Raw genomic sequence first — 25,221 nt, forward strand, 5'->3', positions numbered from 1 at the left:
GGAGACAGACACCATGCGATTCCCCCTGCGCACCCTGGCAGCGCTGCTCGCTGCCGCCGGCACCATCGCCGCGCACGCGGCCGTCAGCGCCGACGAAGCCAAGGCCCTCACCAGCACGCTGACCGCGGTCGGCGGCGAGAAGGCCGCCAACAAGGACGGCACCATCCCCGCCTACACCGGCGGCAACACCACGGCCCCGGCGGGCTTCAAGGCCGGCGACGGCATCCGCCCCGACCCGTTCGCCGGCGACAAGCCGCGCTTCTCGGTCGACGCCAAGAACATGGGCCAGTACGCCGGCAGCCTGACCGAAGGCACCAAGGCGCTGCTGCAGAAGTACCCCGACTTCCGCGTCGACGTGTACCCGACGCACCGCTCGGTGGCCTTCCCCAAGTACGTCACCGACAACACGCTGAAGAACGCCACCCGTGCCAAGACCGTCAACGAGGGCCGCTCGATGGAGGGCGCCCACGCCGGCTTCCCGTTCCCGATCCCCAAGACCGGCAACGAGGCGATGTGGAACCACCTGGTGCGCTTCAACGGGCCGGCCTACGAGGCCAAATACCGCAACCTCAACGTCGATGCCAACGGCCGCGTGGCCCTGGCCACCGAGGGCATGAGCGTGCAGGAGTACCCGTTCTGGGACGCCAGCAAGACCGAAACCGACACCTACTGGAAGCTGAAGCTCACCTACACCGGCCCGGCCCGCCGTGCCGGCGAGGCGCTGCTGCTGCAGGATCCGCTGGACCTGGGCACCAAGGACCGCCGTGCCTGGAGCTACCTGCCCGGCCAGCGCCGGGTGAAGGTCGCGCCCGACCTGTCGCACGACACGCCCAACCCCGGCACCGCCGGCGCCACCACCTTCGACGACACCTTCATCTTCAACGGCTCGATGGAGCGCTACGACTTCAAGCTGGTCGGCAAGAAGGAGATGCTGGTCCCCTACAACGCCTACAAGGCGGTGTACGGCGCCAAGCAGGACGACCTGCTCAAGCCGAACTTCCTGAACCCGGACATGGTGCGCTGGGAACTGCACCGCGTGTGGGTCGTGGAAGCGACGCTGAAGGAAGGCAAGCGCCACGTGTACAGCAAGCGCACCTTCTACCTGGACGAGGATTCCTGGTCCGCCCTGGCGAGCGACGAGTACGACGCGCGCGGCCAGCTGTGGCGCGCCGGCTTCGCCTACATGGCGCCCACCTACGACCTGCCCGCGCCCTACACCGACATGTTCGGCCACTACGACCTGGTGGGACGCGTGTACTCGCTGACCGGCTTCATCGCCGAGACCGGCGGCATGCGCCAGACCAAGGCCCTGCCCGAGCGTGAGTGGACTGCCGACGCCCTGGCCGGCGCCGGCATCCGCTGACGCACCGCCAGCCCGGAGCGCCGCGATGAATGCGCGCCATTTCCTGATGGCCCTGGCCGCCGGCACCGCGCTGGCGGGCATGGCCGCCACCGGGGCCGTGGAAGGCTGGGCCGACGTGCTCGACACGCCGGCGATGCAAAGCCCGCTGGCGTCCCGCGGGCTGGTCACCGGCCTGGCCCAGGCCGGCAACCGCGTCGTCGCGGTCGGCCAGCGGGGCCACATCCTGTGGAGCGACAACGCCGGCCAGGACTGGCAGCAGGCCAAGGTGCCTGTGAGTTCCGACCTGGTCGCGGTCCACTTCCCGAGCCCGGACAAGGGCTGGGCCGTGGGCCACGACGGCGTGATCCTGCACAGCACCGACGGCGGCAAGAGCTGGCAGCGCCAGCGTGACGGCCGCCCGGACGAGGCCGACGTCCCGCTGCTGGACGTGTGGTTCGGCGACGAGAGCACCGGCTGGGCCGTCGGCGCCTTCGGGACGCTGCTGGCCACCACCGACGGCGGCGCCAACTGGAAGTCGCTGCAGCGTGACAGCGACAACCCCAAGAAGATGCACCTGTACGCCGTGCGCGGCATCGGCAGCGACCTGTGGATCGCCGGCGAACAGGGGCTGCTGATGAAGCTGGACCGCGCCGGCGGCCGCTTCGCCGCCGTGCCGCTGCCCTACCAGGGCACGCTGTTCGGCGTGGCCGGCAGCGGCAAGACGCTGCTGGTGCACGGCCTGCGCGGCAACCTGCTGCGCAGCACCGACGGGGGCGCCAACTGGCAGGCCGTCCCCACCGGCCTGCAGGTCGGCCTGACCGCCGCCGCGGTGGACGCCGGCGGCCGCATCGTGCTGGCCAGCCAGGCCGGCCACCTGCTCACCAGCGCCGACCAGGGCGCGAGCTTCTCGCCGGTCAAGCTCGACCGGCCCGTTCCGGCAGCCGCGGTGCTGGGCGTCGCGCCCGGCCGCGTGCTCGTGGCCGGACCGCGCGGCCTGCAAGTGCAGCCGCTGCCCTGATCCCCCCACCTTTTCCGAGATCGCCATGCATGCCGCCGCCCTGAGCGGGGACGCCTCCGTTCCCTCGTACGCCTTCGATTCCGCCTCCGGCTCCCGGCTGGAGCGGCTGGTCTTCCACAACCGCCGGGCGGTCCTGCTCGTCTGCCTCGTGCTGACCCTGCTGCTGGGGGCGGTCGCCGCCGCCCGCCTGGGGCTGAACGCGAGCTTCGACAAGATGATCCCCAGCGGTCATCCCTACATCCAGAACTACCTGCAGAACCGCGGCGAGCTGCGCGGGCTGGGCAACTCGCTGCGCATCGTGGTGGAGAACCCCAAGGGGACGGTGGACGACCCGCGCTACCTGGAGGCGCTCAAGAAGGTCCACGACGAGCTGTTCCTCACCCCCGGCGTCGACCGGGCCTGGGTGAAGTCGCTGTGGGCTCCCGGCGTGCGCTGGACCGAGGTGACCGAGGAGGGCTTCCGCGGCGGCCCGGTGATGCCGGACAACTACGACGGCAAGCCGGCCAGCACCGAGCAGCTGCGCGCCAACATCGCGCGCGCCAACCTGGTGGGCAGCCTGGTGGGCACGGACTTCCGCTCCAGCATGATCGTGCTGCCGCTGCTGGACCGCGATCCCAGCGGCGGCCAGCGCCTGGACTACCGCGCGCTGTCCAACAGCATCGAGTCCATCCGCGCCCGCTACGAGGCCATGGGCGAGCAGGCGCCGGTGCGCCTGCACGTGACCGGCTTCGCCAAGCTGGTGGGCGACCTGATCGCCGGCCTGGTGCAGGTGTCGCTGTACTTCGTGCTGGCGGCGGTGATCGCCGCCCTGATCATCTACGCCTACACCCGCTGCCTGCGCAGCACCGGGCTGGTGATCGCCTGCTCGCTGGTGGCGGTGGCCTGGCAGCTGGGGCTGGTGGCCGCGCTCGGCTTCGAGCTCGACCCGTATTCCATCCTGGTGCCGTTCCTGGTGTTCGCCATCGGCGTGAGCCATGGCGCGCAGAAGATGAACGGCATCATGCAGGACATCGGGCGCGGCGCCGACAAGCTGGTGGCCGCGCGCCTGACCTTCCGCCGCCTGTTCCTGGCCGGCCTGACGGCGCTGCTGGCCGATGCCGTGGGCTTCGGCGTGCTGATGGTGATCGACATCCCGGTGATCCGCGAGCTGGCGCTGGCCGCCAGCCTGGGCGTGGCGGTGCTCATCGTCACCAACCTCATCCTGCTGCCGGTGCTGCTGTCGTACCTGGGCGTGAGCCCGGCGGCGGCCGCCCGCACGGTGCAGACCGACGGCGGCGGCGCCGTCGGCCGGGTGTTCGCGGGGCTCGAGCGCTTCGTCGAGACGCGCTGGTCGCTCGTCGCGCTGGGCGTGGCGGCGCTGCTGACCGTCGGCGGCTACGCGGTCAGCACGCACCTGAAGATCGGCGACCTGGACGCCGGCGCACCCGAGCTGCGCGCGGACTCGCGCTACAACCGCGACAACGCGTACACCACGGCCCACTACAGCCTGTCGAGCGACACCTTCGCGGTGATCGTCAAGACGGCCAAGGAAGGCTGCCTGCAGTACCAGACCCTGATCGATGCCGACCGGCTGGCCTGGGAACTGCAGCAGGTGCCGGGCGTGCAGACGACGATGTCGCTGGCCAACGCCGTGCGGCAGATCACCGCCGGCAGCAACGAGGGCAGTCCCAAGTGGCTGACCATCGCGCGCAACCAGGACGTGCTGAACTACGGCGCGCAGCAGGCCAGCGTGAACAACCCCGACCTGTTCAACAACGACTGCTCGGTGATGCCGGTCATCGCCTACCTGTCGGACCACCGGGCCGAGACGCTGGACCGGGTGGCGGAAGTCGCCGCCAGGTTCGCCCAGGGCCACAGCGGCAAGGACCGCCAGTTCCTGCTGGCCGCCGGCAGCGCCGGCATCGAGACCGCGACCAACATCGTGGTGCGGCGCGCCTGGGTCCAGATGCTGCTGCTGGTGTATGCCGCCGTCATCGTGCTGAGCTTCATCACCTTCCGCAGCTGGCGCGCGGTGGTGGTCGCCGTCGTCCCGCTGGTGATCACCTCGGTGCTGTGCGAGGCCCTGATGGTGGCCCTGGGCATCGGCGTCAAGGTGGCCACGCTGCCGGTGATCGCGCTCGGCGTGGGCATCGGCATCGACTACGCGCTCTACCTGCTGTCGGTGCAGCTGGCCCAGCAGCGCCTGGGCGTGCCGCTGGCCGCGGCCTACCGCAGCGCGCTGGAGTTCACCGGCCGCGTGGTGGTGCTGGTCGGCGTGACGCTGGCGGTCGGCGTGGCGACCTGGGCCCTCTCGCCCATCAAGTTCCAGGCCGACATGGGCATCCTGCTGGCCTTCATGTTCCTGTGGAACATGGTCGGTGCGGTGGTGCTGATCCCGGCGCTGTCGCGGTGGCTGCTGCCCGGTGCAACGCCGGCCGCGCAACCGACCCCGGCGATGGCGGTGCCCGCCTGAGCCAGGCCGCGCCCGCCGGCGGCCGCCGCGCTCAGTCCGGCGCGGCAGCCGGCGTCCGGCGGGCGAACTCGTGCGCCGCCCAGTCGATGAAGGCGCGCACCCGGGGCGAGAGGTGGCGGCTGCGGGCGTATACCAGCGACACCGGCCCGGGCGGCGGCGGGCAGTCCTCGAGCAGGGCGACGAGGCGGCCGCTCGCCAGGTCGGCCTCGACATGGAAGCGCGGCAGCTGCGCGATGCCCAGTCCCAGCTGCAGCCCGCGCAGGTAGCTCTCGGGCCCGGTCACCGATAGCGTGGCCGGCAGGGGCACGGTCTGCACCGTGCCGCCGACGCTGAATTCCAGCGGCGCCAGCGCCCCCGAGGTGAGCGAGCGCAGCCCCACGATGCGGTGGCCGGCGAGATCGGCGAGGGTGCCCGGCGTGCCGTGGCGCTCCAGGTAGCCGGGTGTCGCGCAGGTCAGTCGCTGCAGCACGGCGACACGCCGTGCCACCAGCTCGCTGTCGGGCAGCTGGCCCCAGCGCAGCACGCAGTCCACCCCCTCCTGCACCGGATCGATCCAGCGGTCGCTCTCGCTCATCGACAGCGCGATGCCCGGATAGCGCGCCAGGAAGTCCGGCAGGCCGGGCAGCAGGAAGTGGCGCGCCAGCGTGCCCTGAACCTCGATGCGCAGCAGCCCGCGCGGCTCGGCGCCCTTGAACGCCCCTTCCGCATCCTCCACGTCGTCCAGGATGGCGAGGCAGCGCCGGTAGTAGGCCTCGCCGTCCAGCGTCGGCCGCACCGTGCGCGTGGTGCGTTGCAGCAGCCGGGTCCCCAGCCGCGTCTCCAGCTCGCGGACCACCGTGGTGACGGTGGAACGCGGCACGCCCGTGTCCTGCGACGCCAGCGTGAAGCTGCGCCGCTCCACCACCCGGCTGAACACCCGCATGGCCTCGAGACGGTCCATGGCACCTCCGATTGTTCGTTGCGATTGAACAGTGATGTCGATCTTGGCGTGATTATCTTTTGGCGACCAACAGGCAAAGTTTCGCCATCGCCAAGCGGTTTGGCGACATCAACCAGGAGATCAGAGATGAGCAAGGTCGAGCAGAAAGTGGCCGTGGTGACCGGGGCGTCGCGCGGCATCGGTGCCGCCATCGCCACCCGCCTCGCGGCGGACGGCTTCGCGGTCGTCATCAACTACGCCGGCAACGCCGCCGAAGCGGATGCCCTGGCGGGCCGGATCGAGCAGGCCGGCGGCAAGGCGCTGAGCGCCCGCGCCGACGTGAGCGACCCGCAGGCCGTGCGGCGCCTGTTCGACGCCGCGGAAGCGGCGCTCGGCGGCGTGGACGTGCTGGTGAACAACGCCGGCATCATGCGGCTGGCCACCCTGGCCGACTCCGACGACGCGCTGGTCGACAGCCAGCTGGCCATCAACCTCAAGGGCAGCATCCACACCATGCGCGAGGCCGCCCGTCGGCTGCGCCCGGGCGGCCGCATCGTCAACCTGTCGTCCAGCGTCGTCGGCCTGTACCAGCCCACCTACGGCGTGTACGCGGCGACCAAGGCCGGCATCGAGGCGATGACGCACGTGCTGGCCAAGGAACTGCGCGGCCGCAACGTCACCGTCAATGCGGTCGCGCCCGGCCCCACGGCCACCGCGCTGTTCCTGGACGGCAAGCCGCAGGCGGTGATCGACCAGCTCAGCCGCCTGGCGCCGCTGGAGCGCCTGGGCCAGCCGGGCGACATCGCCAACGTCGTGTCCTTCCTCGCCGGCCCCGACGGCGCCTGGGTGAACGGCCAGGTGCTGCGCGCCAACGGCGGCATCGTCTGAGCACCCGTCCCGCCTCCGCCTTCGACCCCACCAGGAGATTCCCATGAGCCAGAAAGTCATCCTCGTCACCGGCGCTTCCAGCGGCTTCGGACGCCTGACCGCCCAGGCGCTGGCGCAGGCCGGCCACACCGTGTACGCCTCCATGCGCGACGTCGCCCGGCGCAACGCCGCCCACGCGCAGTCGCTGCTGCAGCACGCCAGCGAGGCCGGCGTCGACCTGCGCGTGGTCGACCTCGACGTGCAGTCGCAGGAATCGGTCGACCGCGCGGTGGCGCGCATCGCCGCCGAGGCCGGCCGCATCGACGCCGTGCTGCACAACGCCGGCCACATGGTGTTCGGCCCGGCCGAAGCCTTCACGCCCGAGCAGTACCTGCAGCTGTACGACGTCAACGTGGTGGGCACGCAGCGCGTGAACCGCGCCGTGCTGCCGCACATGCGGGCGCGCCGCGAGGGCCTGCTGGTGTGGGTCTCCAGCTCCAGCTCGGCCGGCGGCACGCCGCCCTACCTGGCCCCCTACTTCGGCGCCAAGGCGGCGATGGATGCCATCGCGGTGCAGTACGCGCGCGAGCTCTCGCGCTGGGGCATCGAGACCTCCATCGTGGTGCCGGGCGCCTTCACCTCGGGCACCAACCACTTCGCCCATGCGGCCGCCCCGGGCGACCAGGCCGTCGTGGCCGCCTACGAGGCGGGCCCCTATGCGGGCTTCGGCGCGCAGGTGCAGCAGGCCTTCGACGCCATCGTGCCGGCCGACGCCGATGCGTCCCTGGTGGCGCAGGCCATCGTCGACGTGGTCGACCGGCCGCACGGCCGGCGCCCGTTCCGGGTCCACATCGACCCGGCGCAGGACGGCGCGGACGTGGGCTTCGGCGTGCTGGACCGGCTGCGCGCCGAGATGCTGCGGCGGGTCGGCCTGTCCGACCTGCTGGCGGTGGCGACGTCCGCGCGCGGCTGACGCGATGCGCACCGCCTGGTTCCTGCTGGCAGGCCTGTGCCTGCTGGCCGGCAGCGCCATCCTGGGCCGCCTGTTCGAGCCGGCGTTGCCGGGCGCGGCGCGGGCGGCCTTCCTCGCCTGGCTGGCGCTGTGGTGCGGCGCCGCGGTGTTCAACGGGTGGGTGGGCGTGACCCGGGCCGGCTACCCGCTGCTGGACGAGCTGCCCATCGGCCTGCTCATCGTCGGCCTGCCGACCGCCCTCGGGCTGGCCCTGCGGACGGCCCTCGCCAGCGGATGCGTTGGCATCCGGCGATCATCCGGTTACGTCTCGGTGTGACCCTACTGACACCCCGCCCGTACAGTCCGTGGCCCCCACAACAAGGAGCCGCCATGAAGACAACTGCCGTATCCGCGCTGTTGGCCGCGGGAGCCCTGCTCGCGGGCTGCGCCGCGAACCTGCCGGGGTCCGCGTCGTCGGCCCGCACCGAGACCTGCAAACCCAGCAGCGAAGCCGAGGTGGCGGCCCTGTTCGACCGCTGGAACCAGTCGCTGCAGACCGGCGACCCGCGCCGGGTGGTGGCGAACTACGCCGAGAAGTCGGTGCTGCTGCCCACCGTGTCCAACACGCCGCGCCTGAACCCGGCGCAGAAGCAGGACTACTTCGTCCACTTCCTGGAGGACCGGCCGTCCGGCCGCATCGACTCGCGCAGCATCGAGATCGGCTGCAACACCGCCGTGGATGCCGGCCTGTACACCTTCACCTTCGCCCGCACCGGCGCAGTGGTGAAGGCGCGCTACACCTACACCTACAAGTGGGACGGCAGCCAGTGGCTGATCACCAGCCACCACTCGTCGGCCATGCCGGAGAAGTGAGCCGCCTCAGCCCAGCTCGAACGTGGTGACGCCGTACAGGCTGTCCAGGGGGACGGCGGGCGCACGGCCCGTGTACATGCGGGCGGTCTCGAACACCACCTGCATCCCGTGACGGCGCGCCAGTGCCACCGCGGCCGCGTGGGGTTCGGGCACATCGAGGTAGACCGGTTCGGCCGCGCCGGCCGGGGCGCACAGCGCCAGGAACAGCGCCTCGGCGACGGCTTCGCTTCCGGCGACCAGGGGGCCGATCTTCCAGCCGCTGCGGCAGCGGCGCACGACGCCGTAGCCTTGCAGCCGGCCGTCCTCGATCCAGCCGCGCGCCGCCGCATCGGGCTGGGCCAGCCAGGCCCGCAGGAAGGCCGAACGCTCGGCCGGGAAGCAGGCGGCGTCGCAGGCACGGACGGCCTCGAACGGCACCCCGGCCAGGTCGACCAGCCGTGCGTCGGCCGGCGCGGCGCCGCCGCCGCGGCCCTCGTAGCGCACGTTGCGCCAGGCCAGCTCGAAACCCGAGCGGCGGTAGTTGGCCTGCTGCGCGACCACGCCGTCCAGCCCGACCAGCCGCCCGGCCGCGGACGCCATCCCGTGCTGCCACAGCGCCCAGCCCAGGCCGCGCCCGCGCCACCCGGGCCGCACGATGTACAGGCCGAGGAAGGCGAAGCCCGGCTCGTAGCGCACCACCGAGACCGACGCCACCGGCTCGCCATCCAGCGTGCCGACGAAGAACCCCTGCGGGTCGGCCGCGAGGAAGGTCTGCGCATCGTGCAGGCCCGGGTTCCAGCCCTCCTGCGCCGCCCACTCGATCGCCAGCGCAACCTCGTCGGGGCGCATCGTCCGGGTGACGTAGCCGGCAGCCATGGCGCGATGCTAGGACGGGGGCGCGCGCCGCGCCATCACCGCGCAGCGGCTGCCGGCTCCGGCCCGGCCGGACGGGCCTGCCCCAGCAGCAACGCATGGAAGGCCTGCGCCGCCGCCGGCAGCGGCCGCCCGCGGCGCTTGATGGTGCCCATGGTGCGCACGACCGTCGGCTCCACCAGCGGCACGCTGGCCAGCCGGCCCTGGCTGCCCTGCGCGATCGCGAAGCGCGGCACCGGGCCGACGCCGATGCCGGCCTCGACCAGGCTGACCAGGGCCGGCACGTGGCGCACCTCGCAGCTCCAGGCCGGGCGCGCCGGCAGCGACGCCAGCGCCTGGTCGATCAGCATCCGGTTGCCGCTGCCCGGCGCCAGCATCACGCATTCGTGCTGCGCGAGGTCGGCCCAGCGCACCGACGGCTGGCGCGCCAGCGGATGGGTGGGCAGGCAGGCCAGCACGAAGTCCTCCTGCACCAGCGGCTGGAACTCGAGGTCGGGCTCCTGCGTGCCCAGGTAGCTGATGCCGAAGTCGGCCTCGGCCCGCGCCACCGCCAGCAGGATCTCGGTGGCGCTGTCGTCGACCAGCCGCACCTGGATGCCCGGGTATTGCCGGTGAAACACGGTCAGCGCGTTGGCCACGAAGCTGCCGACCGCCGACGGCACGCAGGCCACCGTCACCTGGCCGCGCAGGCGGTCCGACAGGTCCGTCATGCCCAGCAGCGCGCTCTCGAGTTCGTGCAGCACGTGGCGCGCCTTGGGCATGAAGCTGCGACCCAGGGCGTTGAGCTCGACCTTGCGGGTGGTGCGCTCGAACAGCCGGAAGCCGAGCGCGCCCTCCAGCTTCTCGACCCGGCGCGACAGGGCCGGCTGCGACAGGTGCAGGGCCGTGGCCGCGGCCCGGAAGCTGCCCCGGTCGGCGACGGCGACGAAGGCGCACAGGTCGTCCAGATCGAAATTCATGCGTATGCCGTATCAATTGCCAGAATCTTTGCAATTTACAGGGGCAACGCCAGCCTGGATCATCGGCGCCCAGGAGACACCACCATGCAGTTCACCGTGCGCCGCCTGCTGGCCGCGCTGGCGGCCACGGCCGCCCTGGGCGCCATCGCCCCCCTCGCGTCGGCACAGCCGGCGTTCCCGAACCGTCCGCTCACGCTGGTGGTGCCGTTCGCCCCCGGCGGCGGCACCGACAGCATCGCGCGCGACCTGGCCAAGACCCTGTCGGAGCGGCTCGGCCAGCCGGTCGTGGTCGACAACCGCGGCGGTGCCGGCGGCGCGCTGGGCGCCGACGTGGTCGCCAAGGCCAAGGCCGACGGCCACGTGCTGCTGTTCGCCACCTCGACCTTCGCCACCAACGCGGCCGTCAGCCCCAAGCTGCCCTACGACCCGGTGAAGGACTTCGCCCCGGTGGCCATGATCGGCCGCGGCCCGCTGCTGGTGGTCGCCTCGCGCCAGCTGGGCGCCACCACCCTGGCCCAGCTCGTCGCGGCGGGCAAGGCCCGCCCGGACGGCCTGAACTACTGCTCGGCCGGCGAGGGCAGCATCAACCACCTGGCCGGCGAGATGTTCCGCCAGAAGAGCGGGCTGGCCCTGACGCACGTGCCGTTCAAGGGCAGCGGCCCGGCCACGGTCGAACTGCTGGCCGGCCGCATCGACCTGTTCTTCGCCACCGTGCCGACCATCCTGCCGCACGTGCGCGACAGCAAGCTGCCGGTGCTGGCCGTGACCAGCGCGCGCCGCTCGGCGCTGTTCCCGGACGTGCCGACGATGGCCGAGGCGGGCGTGCCCGGCTTCGACGTCAGCACCTGGTGGGGCATCCTGGCACCGGCCGGCACGCCGCCGGCCGTGGTCGAGACGCTCAACCGCGCCGTCAACGACGCCGCGGCGGCCGACCCCGTCAAGGGGCGGCTGGTCCACGAAGGTGCCGATCCGCTGCGCCTGACGCCGGCGGCGTTCGGCCAGGCGCTGGCCAAGGAGCTGGCCCTGTGGCGTAGCGTCGCCAGCAACCCCGCCATGCAGCTGCGCTGAGCGCGGCCGCCACCGATTCCTTTTTTCCTGTCCCGACGATGCATCTCATGACCCCCTCCCGCCGCCGCTTCCTGCAGGCCGGCGCCACCCTCGCGGCCGCCGGCCCCCTGGCCCGCGCGTTCGCCCAGAACGATTACCCCAGCAGGCCCATCACGGTGGTGGTGCCCTACGCGCCCGGCGGCCAGGGCGACGTGTTCGCGCGCCTGGTCGGCGACCGGCTGGCGCGCGTGCTGGGCCAGCCCATGATCGTGGACAACAAGCCCGGTGCCAGCGGCGCGCTCGGCGCGCGCCTGGTGGCCAAGGCGCGGCCCGACGGCTACACGCTGATGCTGGGCCAGACCGGCGAGATGGCGGTGAACCGCTCGGCCATGAAGACGCCGGGCTACGACAGCCTGGCCGACTTCCGGGCCATCGCCATGGTCGGCAACGCGCCGCTGGTGATGGCCGCGCCCGCCAGCGCGCCGTACAACTCGCTGGAGGAGCTGCTCAAGCTCGCGCGCAGCAAGCCGGGCAGCATCTCCTACGCCTCGTCCGGGACGGCGACGCCGGGTCACCTGGCGGCGGCCGCGCTGGCCATCGGCACCAAAACCGAGATGGTCCACGTGCCCTACAAGGGCGCCGGCCAGGCGATCACCGACCTGATCGGCGGCCAGGTGCAGTTCTTCTTCTCCAGCGCGTCGGCCATCGTCAGCCACATCAAGGGCGGCAAGGTCAAGGCGCTGGCCGTGTCGTCGCCGCGCCGGCTGGCGGCGCTGCCCAACGTGCCGACCGTCGCCGAGGTGGCGGTGCCCGGCTTCGACTTCAGCCTGTGGGGCGGCTACTTCGCGCCGCGCGAGACCCCCGACGCCATCGTCAACCGCCTGAACGCGGAGATCACCAAGGTGCTGGCCGAGCCCGACCTGCGGGCGCGCTTCGAGGCCGAGGGCAGTTCGGTCGACCCGATGCCGGCGGCCCGCGTCGACGCCTTCGTGCGTGCCGAGGCCGACAAGTACGCCCAGCTGGTGAAGCTGACCAGCGCCCACATCGAGTAACCGCCTCCCCTCCCGACCTCCCCCAGACCCTTCCATGAAAATCGTTGTACTTCCCGGCGACGGCATCGGCCCCGAAACCATGGCCGTGACCGTCGATGTCCTGCAGGCGGCATCGAAGCGCTTCGCGCTCGGCCTCGAGCTGGACCACGACATCACCGGCCACGACAGCCTGCGCCGCCACGGCGCCACCGTCACGCCCGCGCTGCTCGCGAAGGTCAGGGCCGCCGACGGCCTGATGCTCGGCCCCACCGCCACCTACGACTTCAAGGACGAGGCGCGCGGCGAGATCAACCCGTCCAAGTTCTTCCGCAAGGAGCTGGACCTGTACGCCAACATCCGCCCGGCGCGCACCTACCCGGGCCTGGCCAACCGGCTGGGCGACTTCGACCTGGTGGTGGTGCGCGAGAACACCGAGGGCTTCTACGCCGACCGCAACATCGCCTCGGGCGGCAGCGAGATGCTGATCACGCCCGACGTGGTGGTCTCGCTGCGCCGCATCACCCGCCTGTGCTGCGAGCGCATCGCCCGCGCCGCCTTCCGGCTGGCCATGACGCGCGACAAGCACGTGACCATCGTCCACAAGGCCAACGTGCTCAAGATCGGCGACGGCATGTTCATCGAGATGTGCCATGCGGTCGGGCGCGAGTTCCCCGAGGTGCGGGTCGACGACTTCATCGTCGACGCCATGATGGCCCACGTGGTGCGCGCGCCGCAGCGCTTCGACGTGATCGTCACCACCAACATGTTCGGCGACATCCTGTCGGACCTCACGGCCGAACTCTCGGGCAGCCTGGGACTGGGCGGCTCGCTCAACGCCGGCGACGACCACGCCATGGGCCAGGCCCAGCATGGCTCGGCGCCCGACATCGCCGGCCAGGACGTGGCCAACCCGTTCTCGCTGGTGCTGTCGGCCGCGCAGCTGCTGGGCTGGCACGGCCAGCGCAAGGGGCTGCCGGCCTTCACGGCCGCGGCGCGGGCGATCGACGATGCCGTGGTGGCCGCCATCGCCGCCGGCGAGGCGACGCGCGACGTGGGCGGCAAGCTGGGGACGGCCGCGACCGGCCGCGCCTTCGTGCAGCGCCTGCTCGCCGCGTGACCGGAGGCCGGCCCATGCTGCCGTCCGGGGCGTGCGACTGCCACACCCATGTGGTCGGCGACCGCGTCGCCTACCCGATGGTGGCCGAGCGCCACTACACGCCCGGGCCGGCGCCGCACGCGGCGCTGCTGGAGCACCTGGAGCGCAATGGGCTGGAGCGCGTCGTCCTCGTCCAGCCCAGCTTCTACGGCACCGACAACCGCTGCCTGCTGGACAGCCTGGAGCGGCTGCAGGGACGCGGTCGCGGCATCGCGGTGGTCGACGCGCAGTGCACGGCCACCGAGCTGGCGGACCTGCACGCGCGCGGCGTGCGCGGGCTGCGCGTCAATGTCGAGAGCGCCGGCATCCGGGCGCCGGACGCCCTGCAGGACAGCCTGCTGCGCTGGGCCGACCGCATCGGTCCGCTGGGCTGGCACCTGCAGGTGTATGCGGCGCCGGCGACCATCGCGGCGCTGGCACCGTTTCTGGCGCGGCTCCCGGTGCCGGTGGTCCTGGACCACTTCGCCATGCTGCCGGCCGCAACGCCGGTCGGCGATCCGGTGGCGCAGGCGCTCCTGCAGCTGCTGCGCTCGGGCAATGCCTGGGTGAAGCTGTCGGCCCCCTACCGCATCACGGCCGGCGACGACGCCGCCGTGGCGGCCTGGGCCGGCGCCTTCCTGGCGGCGGCGCCGCAGCGCGTGCTGTGGGGCAGCGACTGGCCGCACACCGACCGCGAGCCCGGCAAGGCCGCGCACGAGATCAGCCGCTACCGGGAGATCCCGCCGGCGGCGCTGGCCGCCTCGCTGCAGCGCTGGCTGCCGGGCGAGTCCGTGCGCGAGCAGGTGCTGGCGCGCAATCCGGCGGCCCTCTACGGCTTCTGACGCGGGCCCGGCCCGGCACACCACCGTGCGGGCCCGTGACGCTCAGCGGATGAACCGCACCAGCGCCTGCTCGAAATTGCCGGCGTAGGCCGTGCGTCCATCCGGGATGATCACGGCCGCGGCGGAGGCGGCCGCACTGCCGGTCGCGTCGACCAGGAGGGCACCGGCCGCGGCCACGGTGCCGCGCACGGCGGACACCTTGCGCGAGGCATCGAGCAGCGCATACGGCGGCCCCGTGGTGGTGCTGGCGGCCAGCACGACCGTCCCGTCCGCTGCGACACCGACCCCATGCCCGCTGTCGAAGCCCGAACCGCCCCAGGTGGTGGCGTCCAGGCCCCGGCCGTCGGTGCTCACGTGGACCACGAACGCGTCATTGGCGCCATCGGTGAGACTGCCCTGCCCCGCGACATGGATGGAGCCATCGGGCGCCAGCCCGACGCCGCCGGCCGAGGTACCGTTCTTGCCGCCCCACTGGCTGTCGAACAGCAGGGCCCCGTCGGCGCCGAGCCGCACCACCAGCGCGGAGATGCCGACCACCCGCTTGCCGGCCTGGATCGCGCCCGCAAGGATCGGGCCGCCATCGCTGCCCACTGTCATGCCGCCGCGCGCGTCCACCACCTGCCCGGCGGAATAGGTCCGGTCCCAGACCAGGGCCCCGGCGCTGGTGAGCTTGAGGGCCAGCAGGTCGAACTCGGCCAGCCCGCCGGCGCGTGCCCTGCTGCCGGCGGCATAGACCTGCCCGTCGGGCGCGACCGCCACCGCCGACCCGGTCGCACCGTTGGTCGCCTTCTGCCACGTGACGGCGCCGGCCGCGCTGAACTTCACGACGAACATGTTCACGCCGTTGGAGTCGAAGTTGTCCTGGGTGCCCGTGATGTAGGCATTCCCTTGCGTGTCGGTGGCCACGGCTTCGCTCTCCTCCCGCCCGGGCCCGCCCCAGGTGCGCTGCCACAGCAGGCCGCCGGTGGCCGCATCGAACTTCAGCAGCACCGCGTCGCCGCCGTTGGTGTTCGTGATGCCGGAGACGTACACGGAGCCCTGGTCGGCGGTGAGCGCCACCGAGGGCCCGCGCAGTCCGCCCGGCTGCGTCTCGCCCTCCCACAGCCTCTGCCAGACGACGGCGCCGCTGGCCGAGAACTTCACCAGCGAGATGGCCGGACGCGGAGTGCCGAAGACGTCGAACGTGAAGCTGTCGGACAGGCCGACCATGTAGGAGCTGCCGTCACCGGCAACCGCCACGCCCTGGGCGGTGTCCGAGCCCTGGCCGCCCCAGGTCGTCTGCGACCGGAGCGTCTGGGCATGGGCGGCGCCGCCCAGCAACGCCGCCACGAGAAGCGCGGAACCTGCTTGCCGCGCGGACCGCAGGGCCCGCCCGGCTCCCCCGTGAAGGGCACTTGCAATATCCATGGGGTACCTCCGGAATCGGCTTCGGCCCGGCGAGGCCGATGCGTGGCGGTGCGGCCGGTGCCCGGACGGCCGAAGAGTCGCAGGGAGTGCATCGCCGCCGGTGCTTGGCATATCGCGTGCCAGTTGCGGGCGGCCAGCCCATCGTGCCGGGAGCGACGCGCACCGCCGCTGCGTGGTGTCCACACGGGGGACGACGCCGGGAGCTACCGGGGGATTTCACTGGCCGAGCGGGGCATCTGCCCCACGGGCCGGTGCACGACCCGGGCGGCCTTGTCGGCCTTCCGGGGCGCCAGAGCCCGGGGCGGACCCAGTCCCGCCGCGTCAGCTGCGCCGCGCGTGCAGCAGGCCCATCGCCTCGTACAGCAGCTGCGCCGCCAGCGAGCCGGCCGCGCCGGTCGGATCGTGCGGCGGGCTGACCGTGTTGATGTCGACGTGCACGATGTTCAGGCCCTGCAGCAACTGCAGCAGCTCCAGCGCCTCGCGCGCGCTCAGCCCACCCCAGCTGGGCGCCGCGACGCCGGGGGCGAAGGCCGGGTCGATGACGTCCATGTCCCAGCACAGGTAGACCGGTGCATCGCCGACGCTGGCCCGGACTTCGGCCATCGCCGCGCGCAGGCCGCGTTCGAGCAGCTGCGCCAGCGGCAGCATCCGGAAGCCCAGTTCCTGGGGCGTGGTGAAGGACCCCGCAACGGCCAGGGTGCCGCGCATGCCGATGTGCCACGACCGGGCCGGGTCGATGCGGCCTTCGGTCGCCGCGTACCAGAACTGGGTTCCGGTGTTGTGCAGGCCAGGGGCCGGTGGCGCCATGCAGTCGGTGTGGGCGTCGAAGTGCAGCGCCACCAGGCCGGGATGGCGCGCAGCGGCGGCACGCATCAGCGGCAGGCTCACGCTGCCGTCGCCGCCGATGGTGAACGGCACCGCGCCCGGCGCCTCCTGCAGCCGCGTCATGACGCGCTCGATCGCCGCGAACGACACCTCGATCTGCGACGGCACGACGGCGATGTCGCCGACGTCCACCGCGCCCAGCGCCTGGCGCCAGTCGGTGTCGCCGCGCTCGGGATGGAACGGGCGCACGGTGGTCGAATGGCGCCGCACGTGGGCCGGGCCCTGGCGGGCGCCGACGCGGGTCGGGTGCGTGCCGCAGTCGAACGGGACGCCGCAGACGAAGGCGCGGGCGCCCTGGGCATCGGGCGCGAACGGCAGGCCCATGAAGGTCTGCGGGCCCAGCAGGCCCTCGCCGGGGGAGTAGGGATGGTCGGCCATGGTCACTCCATCTTCACGTTGGCATCGCGGGCCACCTTGGACCAGACCTTCACCTCGGAGGCGACGAGCTGGCCGAACTGTTCCGGGGCGCCGCCCGCCGGATCGACGCCCAGGGCGACCAGCTTGGCGCGGTTGGCCGGATCGGCCAGGGCGGTCTGCAGCGCGGCGTTCAGCTTCTCGACCACCGGGCGCGGCAGCCCGGCCGGGCCGACCACGCCCCACCAGTGTTCCAGCGCCAGCGGGGCCAGGCCCAGCTCGGTCACCGTCGGCACGGTGGGCATGGCGGCCTGCCGCTGGGCCGAGGTGACCGCGAGCGGAGCGATCTTGCCCGCGTCCAGCAGGGGCTTGGCGGAGGCGTAGGTGGAGAAGCCGCCCTCGACGGTGCCGTTGGCGATGTCGACGAACATGGGCGCGGAGCCGCGGTAGTGGCTGACCACCGTGGTGGTGCCGGTGTGCTGCTGCAGCATCTCCACGAGGAGGTGCACGCTGGTGCCCGGCCCGGCGGTGCCGAGCGCGACCTTCCCCGGCTGCGCCTTGGCGCGGGCGATGAGCCCCGGCAGCGTCTGGCCCTGGCCGGCGCGGCCCCAGAAGACCTGGGCCGCCGTGCCCACCAGGCCCACCGGCGTGAAGTCCTTGACCGGGTCGTAGCGGGCGCTGGACAGCACCCAGGGCAGCACCGCGAAGGGCACGTCGACCACGTACAGCGTGGTGCCGTCGGCGGGCGCGTGCTGCACGAAGCTGGTCCCGATGTAGGTCCCGGCACCGGGGCGGTTGTCCACCACCACGGGCGTCTTCAGGACGTCGCCCATGCTCTTGCCGAGCACGCGCGCCAGCACGTCGGAACTGCCGCCGGCCGGATAGGGGACGACCAGCGTGATCGGCTTGGCGGGCGCCCACTGCGCCTGGGCCACGGCGCCGAGCAGCGGGAGCGTCAGCGCCGCCACGGCGCGCAACAAGGTCCTTCGCATCATTTCAAGATCTCCTTCGAATCGGTTTGCTGTCAGGTCGGGTCGGCCACCGTGGCCAGTTCGGCGCCGCGGTGGTGGAAGGCCAGGTACTCGGGCTCGGGCAGCAGCAGCCCGCCCGTGGTCCAGACGACGTGGGTCGCCCGGTGCAGGTGGTCCGCCAGGCCGTGGTGCTGCAGGTAGGCCCGGGCCTGGTCGGTGCGGCAGAGCGCGCGCAGCGCCCCGATGCCGGCGGCGGCCGAGGGCTCCACGCGGATGCCCTCCGCCGTCTCGAGCAGGAACAGGTCGCGCAGCAGGTCCTCGTCGCGCACCGAGCACACGCCCGCCACCAGGTGGCGCACCGCCTCGACCGCGAAGCGGGAGGCGCGCGGCACGGCGAGCCCGTCGGCTTCGGTCCGGTTGCTCAGGCCGTAGTCGTAGACCGGTGGGTCCATGCCGGTCAGCAGCGCCAGCAGCACGCAGGGACTCTGGACCGGCTCGGCGAAGACGCAATGCACGAAGGGGCCGAAGCGGCCGGCCAGCCCGTGCGTGATGCCGGCGGGCGCACCGCCCACGCCGCAGGGCAGGTAGACGAACAGGGGATGGCGCGCGTCGACCGCCACGCCGGCCTGGGCGAGCTGCTCCTGCAGTTCCGCGCCGGCCGTGCTGTAGCCGGCGAACAGCGAGGCGGAGTTCTCGTCGTCGATGAAGTGGCGGTGCGGCTGGCCGGCGGCATGCCGACGCCCGGCCGCCACGGCATCGGCGTAGTCGCCCGCATGTTCGACCACGGTGACGCCGCGTGCCCGCAGCCGCGCCTTCTTCCAGGCCTTGGCATCGGCGGACATGTGCACCACGGCGCGGAAGCCGAGGGCGGCGGCCATCACCCCGATGGCCATGCCGAGGTTGCCGGTGGAGCCGACGGCGATCTCGTGCTCGCCGAACAGCGCCCGCAGGGCCGGCGTCGCCAGCGCGCTCGCGTCTTCGTGCACCGGCGTGCCGGCGCCGGCGGCGATGCGCTCGGCCAGCTCGAACACTTCGTGGAAGCCGCCGCGCGCCTTGATCGAGCCGGCCACGGGCAGCGCGTGGTCGCACTTGATCCAGACCTGCCCCTGCTCGATGCCCAGGGCCTCCTGCAGGCGCGGTGCCTGGCGCAGCGCGGAGCGGATGCGGCCGCCCTGCGCCGCCAGTTCCGGAAACAGGCTGGCGACCAGCGGACGGAAGCGCTCGAAGCGCGCGGCGGCGGCGCCGGTGAGGTCCGGGTCCACCCCGGCCGCCGCTTCCGCCTGCGCCGACCGCACGGGCGACGTCCACAGCTGGGGCTGCGCACGCCGCAGCAGGGCCAGGGCGCCGGCGGCGTCCCGGGGTGGGGAAGAAGGAGCTGGCATCGAAGTCTCAGTGAAGGCTTGCGCTGATTCTGGGTGGCCACTTCACTGCAGACAAACGGTTTATAGTGATCCTTCCATTAGTTTCAGTGAACATTCATGCTGACCGCATCGATGCTCGCCTGGCTGCGCTGCTTCGAGGCGGCGGGCCGCCACCGCAGCATTTCCCGCGCCGCCGCCGAGCTGTGCATCTCGCAGGGCGCGGTGAGCCAGCAGGTCAAGCAGCTGGAGCGCGCGCTGGACCGCACCCTGCTCGTGCGCGGCGGCCGGGCGATGGACCTGAGCCCGGACGGCCTGCGGCTGCAGCAGGCCGTCCACGAGGCGTTCCACGGCGTCGAGTCCGCCCTCGCGCAGCTGCGCCGCCCGGACGGGCGGCCGGTGGCCCTGAGCTGCTCGCCCTCGTTCGCGATGAAATGGCTGACGCCGCGGCTGAGCGACTTCTTCCGCCTGCACCCGGGTGTCCACCTCGCGGTGCGCGGCGAGTTCCACGCCATCGACCAGCCCCGCATGGCGCGCGACGAACTGGACGCCGCGCTGCGCTTCGACCTGGGCGCCTACGACGGCCTGTACGCCCGCAAGCTGCTCGACGAATGGCTGGTGCCGGTGGCCAGCCCCGCCTTCCTGGCGGCGCACCCGCAGCTGCGCTCACCCGCCGACCTGCGGCCCGAGTGGCTGCTGCACGACGCCAGCCCTTGGGACGGCGCGGGCGAGTTCACGGAATGGAACGGCTGGCTGGCCGCCACGGGGGTCACCCTGGACCGCCTGGACAGCGGCCCGCGGTTCAACCTGTCGCTGCTGTCCCTGGAGGCCGCCGCGGCCGGCCAGGGCGTGGCGCTCGGCCGCACGGCGCTGGTGCTGGACGACCTGCGCAGCGGCCGCCTGGTGGAACTGTTCGGGCGGCCGGTGCAGTCCGAGGCGTCGTACTTCTTCGTCGCGGCGCAGGAGCCGTCGGGCCCGGTCGTGCGGGTCGAGGCCTGGCTGCGGGCCAGGGCCGAGGATTTCGTGCGCGAGCGGCAGGCGCGCTGGGGCGCGGCTGCCGCCGTCCCCGCCGATGGAGCGGCCCGGCGTGCCCCGGCGGCCTCGTCCAGGGCCGTGCGGCGCAGCGCGTCGCGGCCCTGAGCGCCGCTACCGCGCTTCAGCCGCCGTGCTCGCGCCGCAGCTGCTGCGCGGCGGCCACCATGGCCGCCAGCTTGCCCTGGGCCACCTCGCGCGGCAGGTACTTCATGCCGCAGTCGGGCGCCAGGATCACCTGCTCGGGCGCGATGTGGCGCAGCGCCTTGCGGATGCGGCCGGCCACCACCTCGGGCGTCTCGACGTTCATGTCCGACAGGTCGAGGCAGCCCACCATCACCTGCTTGCCCGCCAGCTGCTCCAGCACGCTGGTGTCCAGGTTGGACTGCGCCGTCTCGATCGAGATCTGCTTGCAGCGGCAGCCGGCCAGCTCGGGCAGGAACGAGTAGCCGCTCGGTCGCACGTGGATCACGGCGGCGTAGCCGAAGCAGATGTGCACGGCGGTCGTGCCCTGCACGCCCTCCAGCGCGCGATTGAGCGCCGCCAGGCCGTACTGGCGGGCCTTCTCGGGCCGCGCCTGCATGTAGGGTTCGTCGATCTGCACCACGTCGGCGCCGGCAGCGAACAGGTCCTTGATCTCGGCGTTGACCGCGTCGGCGTAGTCCATCGCCGCCTCTTCCTCGGTCTTGTAGAAGTCGTTCTGCGCCTGCTGCAGCATGGTGAACGGGCCGGGCACCGTGATCTTGGTGCGGCGCGTCGTGTGGCGCTTGAGGAACTTCAGGTCCTCCACCTCGACCGCATGGCGGCGGCGGATCTTCCCGACGATGCGCGGCACCGGGTTCGGATGGCCGGAGCGGTCCAGGCCGGTGCCGGGGTTGTCGAGGTCGACACCGTCCAGCGCGGTGGCGAAGCGGTTCGAGTAGCTCTCGCGCCGGATCTCGCCGTCCGACACGATGTCCAGCCCGGCCTCTTCCTGGGCGCGGATCGCCAGCAGTGTGGCGTCGTCCTGGGCCTGCGCCAGCCAGGGCTCCTGCAGCCGCCACAGCTCCTTGGCGCGCACGCGCGGCGGGAAGCGGCCGGCCAGCTTGGCGCGGTCGATCAGCCAGTCGGGCTGCGGGAAGCTGCCGACGATGGTGGTGGGAAACAGCATGGGCGGGGTCCTTCCGGGCGGATGCGGGACACCCAATGTATCGACCCCGGCGGCGCCGGCCGCCGGTGGAATCCCGGATGCCCCGGCAGGCCGGTGCGGGGCGCCGCCCCGCGCCCGCTCACTCCGGCTTGAAGTTGATCGACTGCAGCACGCCGCCCACGCGGTCGTAGTCGGTCTTCAGGACCTTGGCCATCTCCTCGGTCGTGCGCGGCGAGCCGGCCTCGAAGCCGGTGTCCAGCATGCGCGTGCGCACGCCGGCGTCCGACAGCACCTTGAGCGTGGCCTCGCGCACCCGCTGCTGCGCCGCCGCCGGCGCGTCGGGCGTGGACCACAGGCCCATCCAGCCCAGCGCGTCGAGCTGCGGGTAGCCCGCCTCGCGGAAGGTCGGCACGTCCGGCAGCTGCGGCGCGCGCTGCGGCGAGCTCACCGCATAGGCCTTGATCTTGCCGCCCTTGAGCAGCGGCAGCGAGGTCGCCAGGCCGTCGAACATCAGCGGCACGTGGTTGCCCATCACGTCGGCCAGGGCCGGCGTCGACCCCTTGTAGCCCACGTGCACCAGCTGGATGCCGGCGGCCTGGTTCAGCTGCAGGCCGAGCACGTGCGACAACGTGCCCGGGCTGTAGGAGGCGTAGTTCAGCTTGCCGGGGTTGGCCTTGGCATAGGCGACCAGCTCCTTCAGGTCCTTGCCCGGAGCCGACGGGTGGCCCACCAGCACCAGGCCGCCGCGCGCCAGTTCGGCCAGCGGGCGGACTTCCTTGAACATGTCCCAGCGCAGCTTGACGATGTGCGGGATCTCGCTGACCAGCGAGTTCACGCCCACCAGCAGCGTGTGGCCGTCGCGCTGGGCCTGCAGCAGCTCGCCGACCGCGATGGCGCCGGCGGCACCGGGGCGGTTGTCGACGATGACGGGCTGGCCCAGCTCCTTGGACAGGGGCTCGGACACCAGCCGTGCCACCAGGTCGGCGCTGCCGCCGGCGGGGCCGGCGACCACCAGCCGCACGGGACGCGTGGGCCAGGTCTGCGCGAACGCGAGAGGGGCGGCGACGGCGCCGCTGGCGGCCACCAGCAGCTGGCGGCGCGAGATCGGGAAAGCGCTCATGACAATCTCCTTCGTGGTTGTTTTCTTCACGCCAGCCAGCGCAGCAGCGCCAGGGCCAGCACGGCGAGGAACAGGGTCTCGCCGACCATCAGCACCACCGGCTTGAGCCCGACGGTGGCGAGCTCCTTCAGGTGGGTCTTCATCCCGATGCCGGCGATCGCCGCCACCAGGAACCAGCGCGACACGTCGTTGCCGGCGGACTGCACGACCTTCGGCACCCAGCCCGTGCTGTTGAGCATCACGAGCAGGGCGAAGGCCACGGCGAACCAGGGCAGCAGGGGCGGACGCTCGCCGCCCTGGTCCTGCCCGCTGCGCCGCGTCAGCAGCGAGGCGAACAGGATCACCGGCAGCAGCATCGCCACGCGCATCAGCTTGACCAGCGTCGCCACGTCACCGGCTTCGGTCGAGATGCTGTAGCCGGCCCCGACGACCTGCGCCACGTCGTGGATGGTGGCGCCCAGGAACTGGCCGGCCAGGGCGGGGTCGTAGCCCAGCGCCTGGGTCAGCATCGGGTACAGCACCATGGCGACGGTCGACAGCGCCGACACCACGATGACGGTGAACAGCGTCGCCTTGTCCTTCTGCGGATGCGAAGGCAGCGCCGCCGACAGGGCGAGCGCGGCGGAGGCGCCGCAGATCGCCGTGGCGCCGCCGGAGAGCAGGCCGAACAGCGTGTTGAAGCCCAGCAGGCGCGCGGCCAGCATGGACACGACGATGGTCAGCACCACGCAGGCGATCACCAGCACCACCGGGCCCCAGCCCAGCGCCACCACCTGGGCGATGGTGATGCGCAGGCCGAGCAGCGCGATGCCGATGCGCAGCACCTGGCGGGCGCAGAACTCGATGCCGGGACGGCAGGGGCCGTCGCCGGACAGGAAGTTCATCGCCATGCCCAGCAGCAGGGCGAACAGCATCACGGGCGCGCCGTAATGCTCCGACAGGAAGGCGGAGGCGGCGCCCACGACGCCGCAGGCCAGCAGGCCGGGCGCCAGGACGCGCAGGCGGTCCGGGGCCGAGGAGACGCGGGCGACGAGCTGCATCTCAGGCCGTCGGCAGGGTGTGCTCGCGGAACTGGTCGCGCAGCTTGTTCTTCTGCATCTTGCCGGTCGCGCCCAGCGGGATCGACTCGACGAAGACCACGTCGTCCGGCGTCCACCACTTGGCGATCTTGCCGTCGAAGAACTGCAGCATCTCGTGCCGCGTGAGCTCGCTGCCGGGCTTCTTCACGACCACCAGCAGCGGACGCTCGTCCCACTTCGGGTGGTGGGCGGCGATGCAGGCGGCCATGGCCACGGCCGGGTGGGCCATCGCGATGTTCTCCAGGTCGATCGAGCCGATCCACTCGCCGCCGGACTTGATCACGTCCTTGCTGCGGTCGGTGATCTGCATGAAGCCGTCGCCGTCGATGGTGGCCACGTCGCCGGTGGGGAACCAGCCGTTGACCAGCGGGTCGCCGCCCTCGCCCTTGAAGTACGAGCGGATCACCCAGGGACCGCGCACCAGCAGCTCGCCGGAGGCCTTGCCGTCGTGCGGCAGGTCGCGGCCCTCGTCGTCGACGATCTTCATGTCGACGCCGTACACGGCGCGGCCCTGCTTGGCCTGCAGCACCAGGCGCTCCTCGACCGGCAGCTCCAGCTGGTGCTTCTTGAGCACGCAGGCCGTGCCCAGCGGGCTCAGCTCGGTCATGCCCCAGGCGTGCAGCACCTGCACGTCGTAGCGCTCCTGGAAGGCGCGCATCATGGCCGGCGGGCAGGCCGAGCCGCCGATGATGGTGCGGCGCATGGTGCGGAACTTCAGGTTGTTGGCCTCGACGTGGGCCAGCAGGCCCTGCCAGACGGTCGGCACGCCGGCCGACACCGTCACGCCCTCGGCCTCGAACAGGTCGTGCAGGCTCTTGCCGTCCAGGAACGGGCCCGGGAACACCAGCTTGGCGCCGACCATGCAGGCCGCGTACGGCAGGCCCCAGGCGTTGACGTGGAACATCGGCACCACCGGCAGGATGACGTCGCGTGCCGACCAGCACAGCGCGTCGGGCAGCGCGCTGGCGAGCGTGTGCAGGACCGTGGAGCGGTGGCTGTAGAGCGCGCCCTTGGGGTTGCCCGTGGTGCCGGAGGTGTAGCACAGCGAGCTGGCCGTGTTCTCGTCGAACTCGGGCCAGTCGAAGCGGTCGGCGCCCGACTCCACCAGGTCCTCGTAGCACAGCAGGCCCGGGATGGTGGTGCTGGCCGGCATCCGGCTGCGGTCGGTCATCAGCACGAAGGTCTTGATGGTCGAGACCCGGCCGGCGACGGCTTCCACCAGCGGCAGGAAGCTCAGGTCGAAGAACAGCACCTGGTCCTCGGCGTGGTCGGCGATCCACACCACCTGGTCGGGGTGCAGGCGCGGATTCAGCGTGTGCAGCACGGCGCCCGAGCCGGAGACGGCGTAGTACAGCTCCATGTGGCGGTAGCCGTTCCAGGCCAGCGTGGCCACGCGGTTGCCGAAGCGCACGCCCAGGCTGGCCAGGGCGTTGGCCATGCGGCGCGAGCGCTGCGCCAGTTCGCGGTAGGTGCAGCGGTGGATGTCGCCTTCGACGCGGCGCGACACCACTTCCTGGTCGCCGTGGTGGCGTTCGGCGTGGGTCAGGAGGGACGAGATCAGCAGCGGCTGCTGCATCATGGAAGCGTTCATGGTGGA

General features: G+C 72.4%; 23 protein-coding genes. 12 read left to right on the forward strand and 11 right to left on the reverse strand.

Going from position 1 to position 25,221, the window contains the following annotated elements; translation table 11 throughout:
• Window positions 1-13 precede the first annotated feature (13 nt).
• Genes GON04_RS12005 through GON04_RS12015 form a run of 3 tightly spaced genes read left to right on the forward strand, consistent with a single transcriptional unit; the run spans window position 14 to window position 4,812 of the window.
• On the forward strand, window positions 14-1,363 hold the full coding sequence (locus GON04_RS12005) for a DUF1329 domain-containing protein (RefSeq protein WP_157398081.1): 1,350 nt from the start codon (window positions 14-16) through the stop codon (window positions 1,361-1,363).
• 25 nt (window positions 1,364-1,388) lie between these two features.
• On the forward strand, window positions 1,389-2,360 hold the full coding sequence (locus tag GON04_RS12010; RefSeq protein WP_157398082.1) for a WD40/YVTN/BNR-like repeat-containing protein: 972 nt from the start codon (window positions 1,389-1,391) through the stop codon (window positions 2,358-2,360).
• A gap of 25 nt (window positions 2,361-2,385) precedes the next feature.
• On the forward strand, window positions 2,386-4,812 hold the full coding sequence (locus GON04_RS12015; protein WP_157398083.1) for an efflux RND transporter permease subunit: 2,427 nt from the start codon (window positions 2,386-2,388) through the stop codon (window positions 4,810-4,812).
• Window positions 4,813-4,843: 31 nt separating this feature from the next.
• Here the strand turns inward: GON04_RS12015 and GON04_RS12020 are convergent, their stop codons facing one another.
• Window positions 4,844-5,752, reverse strand: a complete 909-nt coding sequence (locus GON04_RS12020) for a LysR family transcriptional regulator (RefSeq protein WP_157398084.1) — start codon at window positions 5,750-5,752, stop codon at window positions 4,844-4,846.
• Window positions 5,753-5,878: 126 nt separating this feature from the next.
• On the opposite strand from GON04_RS12020, the gene GON04_RS12025 reads away from it, so the two are divergent.
• The 4 genes from GON04_RS12025 to GON04_RS12040 are packed head-to-tail and all read left to right on the forward strand — an operon-like array spanning window position 5,879 to window position 8,423.
• Window positions 5,879-6,619, forward strand: a complete 741-nt coding sequence (locus GON04_RS12025) for an SDR family oxidoreductase (protein ID WP_157398085.1) — start codon at window positions 5,879-5,881, stop codon at window positions 6,617-6,619.
• 43 nt (window positions 6,620-6,662) lie between these two features.
• A complete protein-coding gene (locus GON04_RS12030; protein WP_157398086.1) occupies window positions 6,663-7,571 on the forward strand; it encodes an SDR family oxidoreductase in 909 nt (302 codons plus the stop codon).
• 4 nt (window positions 7,572-7,575) lie between these two features.
• Complete coding sequence (locus GON04_RS12035; RefSeq protein ID WP_157398087.1) at window positions 7,576-7,887, forward strand: hypothetical protein; 312 nt, start codon at window positions 7,576-7,578, stop codon at window positions 7,885-7,887.
• 53 nt (window positions 7,888-7,940) lie between these two features.
• A complete protein-coding gene (locus tag GON04_RS12040) occupies window positions 7,941-8,423 on the forward strand; it encodes an SgcJ/EcaC family oxidoreductase (protein ID WP_157398088.1) in 483 nt (160 codons plus the stop codon).
• 6 nt (window positions 8,424-8,429) lie between these two features.
• On the opposite strand, the gene GON04_RS12045 is transcribed toward GON04_RS12040, so the two are convergent.
• Window positions 8,430-9,278, reverse strand: coding sequence for a GNAT family N-acetyltransferase (locus GON04_RS12045; RefSeq protein WP_157398089.1), 849 nt, complete (start codon window positions 9,276-9,278; stop codon window positions 8,430-8,432).
• Between the two features lie 35 nt (window positions 9,279-9,313).
• Window positions 9,314-10,234, reverse strand: a complete 921-nt coding sequence (locus GON04_RS12050) for a LysR family transcriptional regulator (RefSeq protein WP_157398090.1) — start codon at window positions 10,232-10,234, stop codon at window positions 9,314-9,316.
• An 84-nt stretch (window positions 10,235-10,318) separates the two neighbouring features.
• Here GON04_RS12050 and GON04_RS12055 point away from each other — a divergent pair, with 84 nt between their 5' ends.
• Genes GON04_RS12055 through GON04_RS12070 form a run of 4 tightly spaced genes read left to right on the forward strand, consistent with a single transcriptional unit; the run spans window position 10,319 to window position 14,289 of the window.
• On the forward strand, window positions 10,319-11,302 hold the full coding sequence (locus GON04_RS12055) for a tripartite tricarboxylate transporter substrate binding protein (protein WP_157398091.1): 984 nt from the start codon (window positions 10,319-10,321) through the stop codon (window positions 11,300-11,302).
• A 47-nt stretch (window positions 11,303-11,349) separates the two neighbouring features.
• Window positions 11,350-12,333, forward strand: coding sequence for a Bug family tripartite tricarboxylate transporter substrate binding protein (locus GON04_RS12060; RefSeq protein WP_157398092.1), 984 nt, complete (start codon window positions 11,350-11,352; stop codon window positions 12,331-12,333).
• Window positions 12,334-12,367: 34 nt separating this feature from the next.
• On the forward strand, window positions 12,368-13,429 hold the full coding sequence (locus GON04_RS12065) for an isocitrate/isopropylmalate dehydrogenase family protein (protein ID WP_157398093.1): 1,062 nt from the start codon (window positions 12,368-12,370) through the stop codon (window positions 13,427-13,429).
• Between the two features lie 14 nt (window positions 13,430-13,443).
• Window positions 13,444-14,289, forward strand: coding sequence for an amidohydrolase family protein (locus GON04_RS12070; RefSeq protein WP_232532980.1), 846 nt, complete (start codon window positions 13,444-13,446; stop codon window positions 14,287-14,289).
• Window positions 14,290-14,331: 42 nt separating this feature from the next.
• Here GON04_RS12070 and GON04_RS12075 read toward each other — a convergent pair whose 3' ends face one another.
• The 4 genes from GON04_RS12075 to GON04_RS12090 form a co-directional block, all read right to left on the reverse strand.
• On the reverse strand, window positions 14,332-15,618 hold the full coding sequence (locus tag GON04_RS12075; RefSeq protein ID WP_157398094.1) for an NHL repeat-containing protein: 1,287 nt from the start codon (window positions 15,616-15,618) through the stop codon (window positions 14,332-14,334).
• 399 nt (window positions 15,619-16,017) lie between these two features.
• Complete coding sequence (locus tag GON04_RS12080) at window positions 16,018-16,959, reverse strand: arginase family protein (protein WP_157398095.1); 942 nt, start codon at window positions 16,957-16,959, stop codon at window positions 16,018-16,020.
• Between the two features lie 2 nt (window positions 16,960-16,961).
• Window positions 16,962-17,930: a Bug family tripartite tricarboxylate transporter substrate binding protein gene (locus tag GON04_RS12085; RefSeq protein ID WP_157398096.1), complete on the reverse strand. Its 969-nt coding sequence runs from the start codon at window positions 17,928-17,930 to the stop codon at window positions 16,962-16,964.
• Between the two features lie 29 nt (window positions 17,931-17,959).
• Entirely contained in the window at window positions 17,960-19,288 is a 1,329-nt protein-coding gene (locus GON04_RS12090; protein WP_157398097.1) for a D-serine ammonia-lyase, read from the reverse strand.
• Window positions 19,289-19,384: 96 nt separating this feature from the next.
• Between GON04_RS12090 and GON04_RS12095 the strand changes: the two genes are divergently transcribed.
• A complete protein-coding gene (locus GON04_RS12095) occupies window positions 19,385-20,404 on the forward strand; it encodes a LysR substrate-binding domain-containing protein (RefSeq protein WP_157398098.1) in 1,020 nt (339 codons plus the stop codon).
• Window positions 20,405-20,420: 16 nt separating this feature from the next.
• On the opposite strand, the gene GON04_RS12100 is transcribed toward GON04_RS12095, so the two are convergent.
• From GON04_RS12100 to GON04_RS12115, 4 genes are all read right to left on the reverse strand, one after another.
• Complete coding sequence (locus GON04_RS12100; protein ID WP_157398099.1) at window positions 20,421-21,446, reverse strand: uroporphyrinogen decarboxylase family protein; 1,026 nt, start codon at window positions 21,444-21,446, stop codon at window positions 20,421-20,423.
• Between the two features lie 118 nt (window positions 21,447-21,564).
• Window positions 21,565-22,545 (reverse strand): Bug family tripartite tricarboxylate transporter substrate binding protein, encoded by a 981-nt coding sequence (locus GON04_RS12105; RefSeq protein ID WP_157398100.1) that lies wholly within the window; start codon window positions 22,543-22,545, stop codon window positions 21,565-21,567.
• 26 nt (window positions 22,546-22,571) lie between these two features.
• Window positions 22,572-23,585 (reverse strand): YeiH family protein, encoded by a 1,014-nt coding sequence (locus GON04_RS12110; protein ID WP_157398101.1) that lies wholly within the window; start codon window positions 23,583-23,585, stop codon window positions 22,572-22,574.
• A gap of 1 nt (window position 23,586) precedes the next feature.
• On the reverse strand, window positions 23,587-25,215 hold the full coding sequence (locus GON04_RS12115; RefSeq protein WP_157398102.1) for a 3-(methylthio)propionyl-CoA ligase: 1,629 nt from the start codon (window positions 25,213-25,215) through the stop codon (window positions 23,587-23,589).
• Between the last annotated feature and the right edge of the window lie 6 nt (window positions 25,216-25,221).

It is taken from the genome of Ramlibacter pinisoli (genome assembly GCF_009758015.1).
Lineage (GTDB): Bacteria > Pseudomonadota > Gammaproteobacteria > Burkholderiales > Burkholderiaceae_C > Ramlibacter > Ramlibacter pinisoli.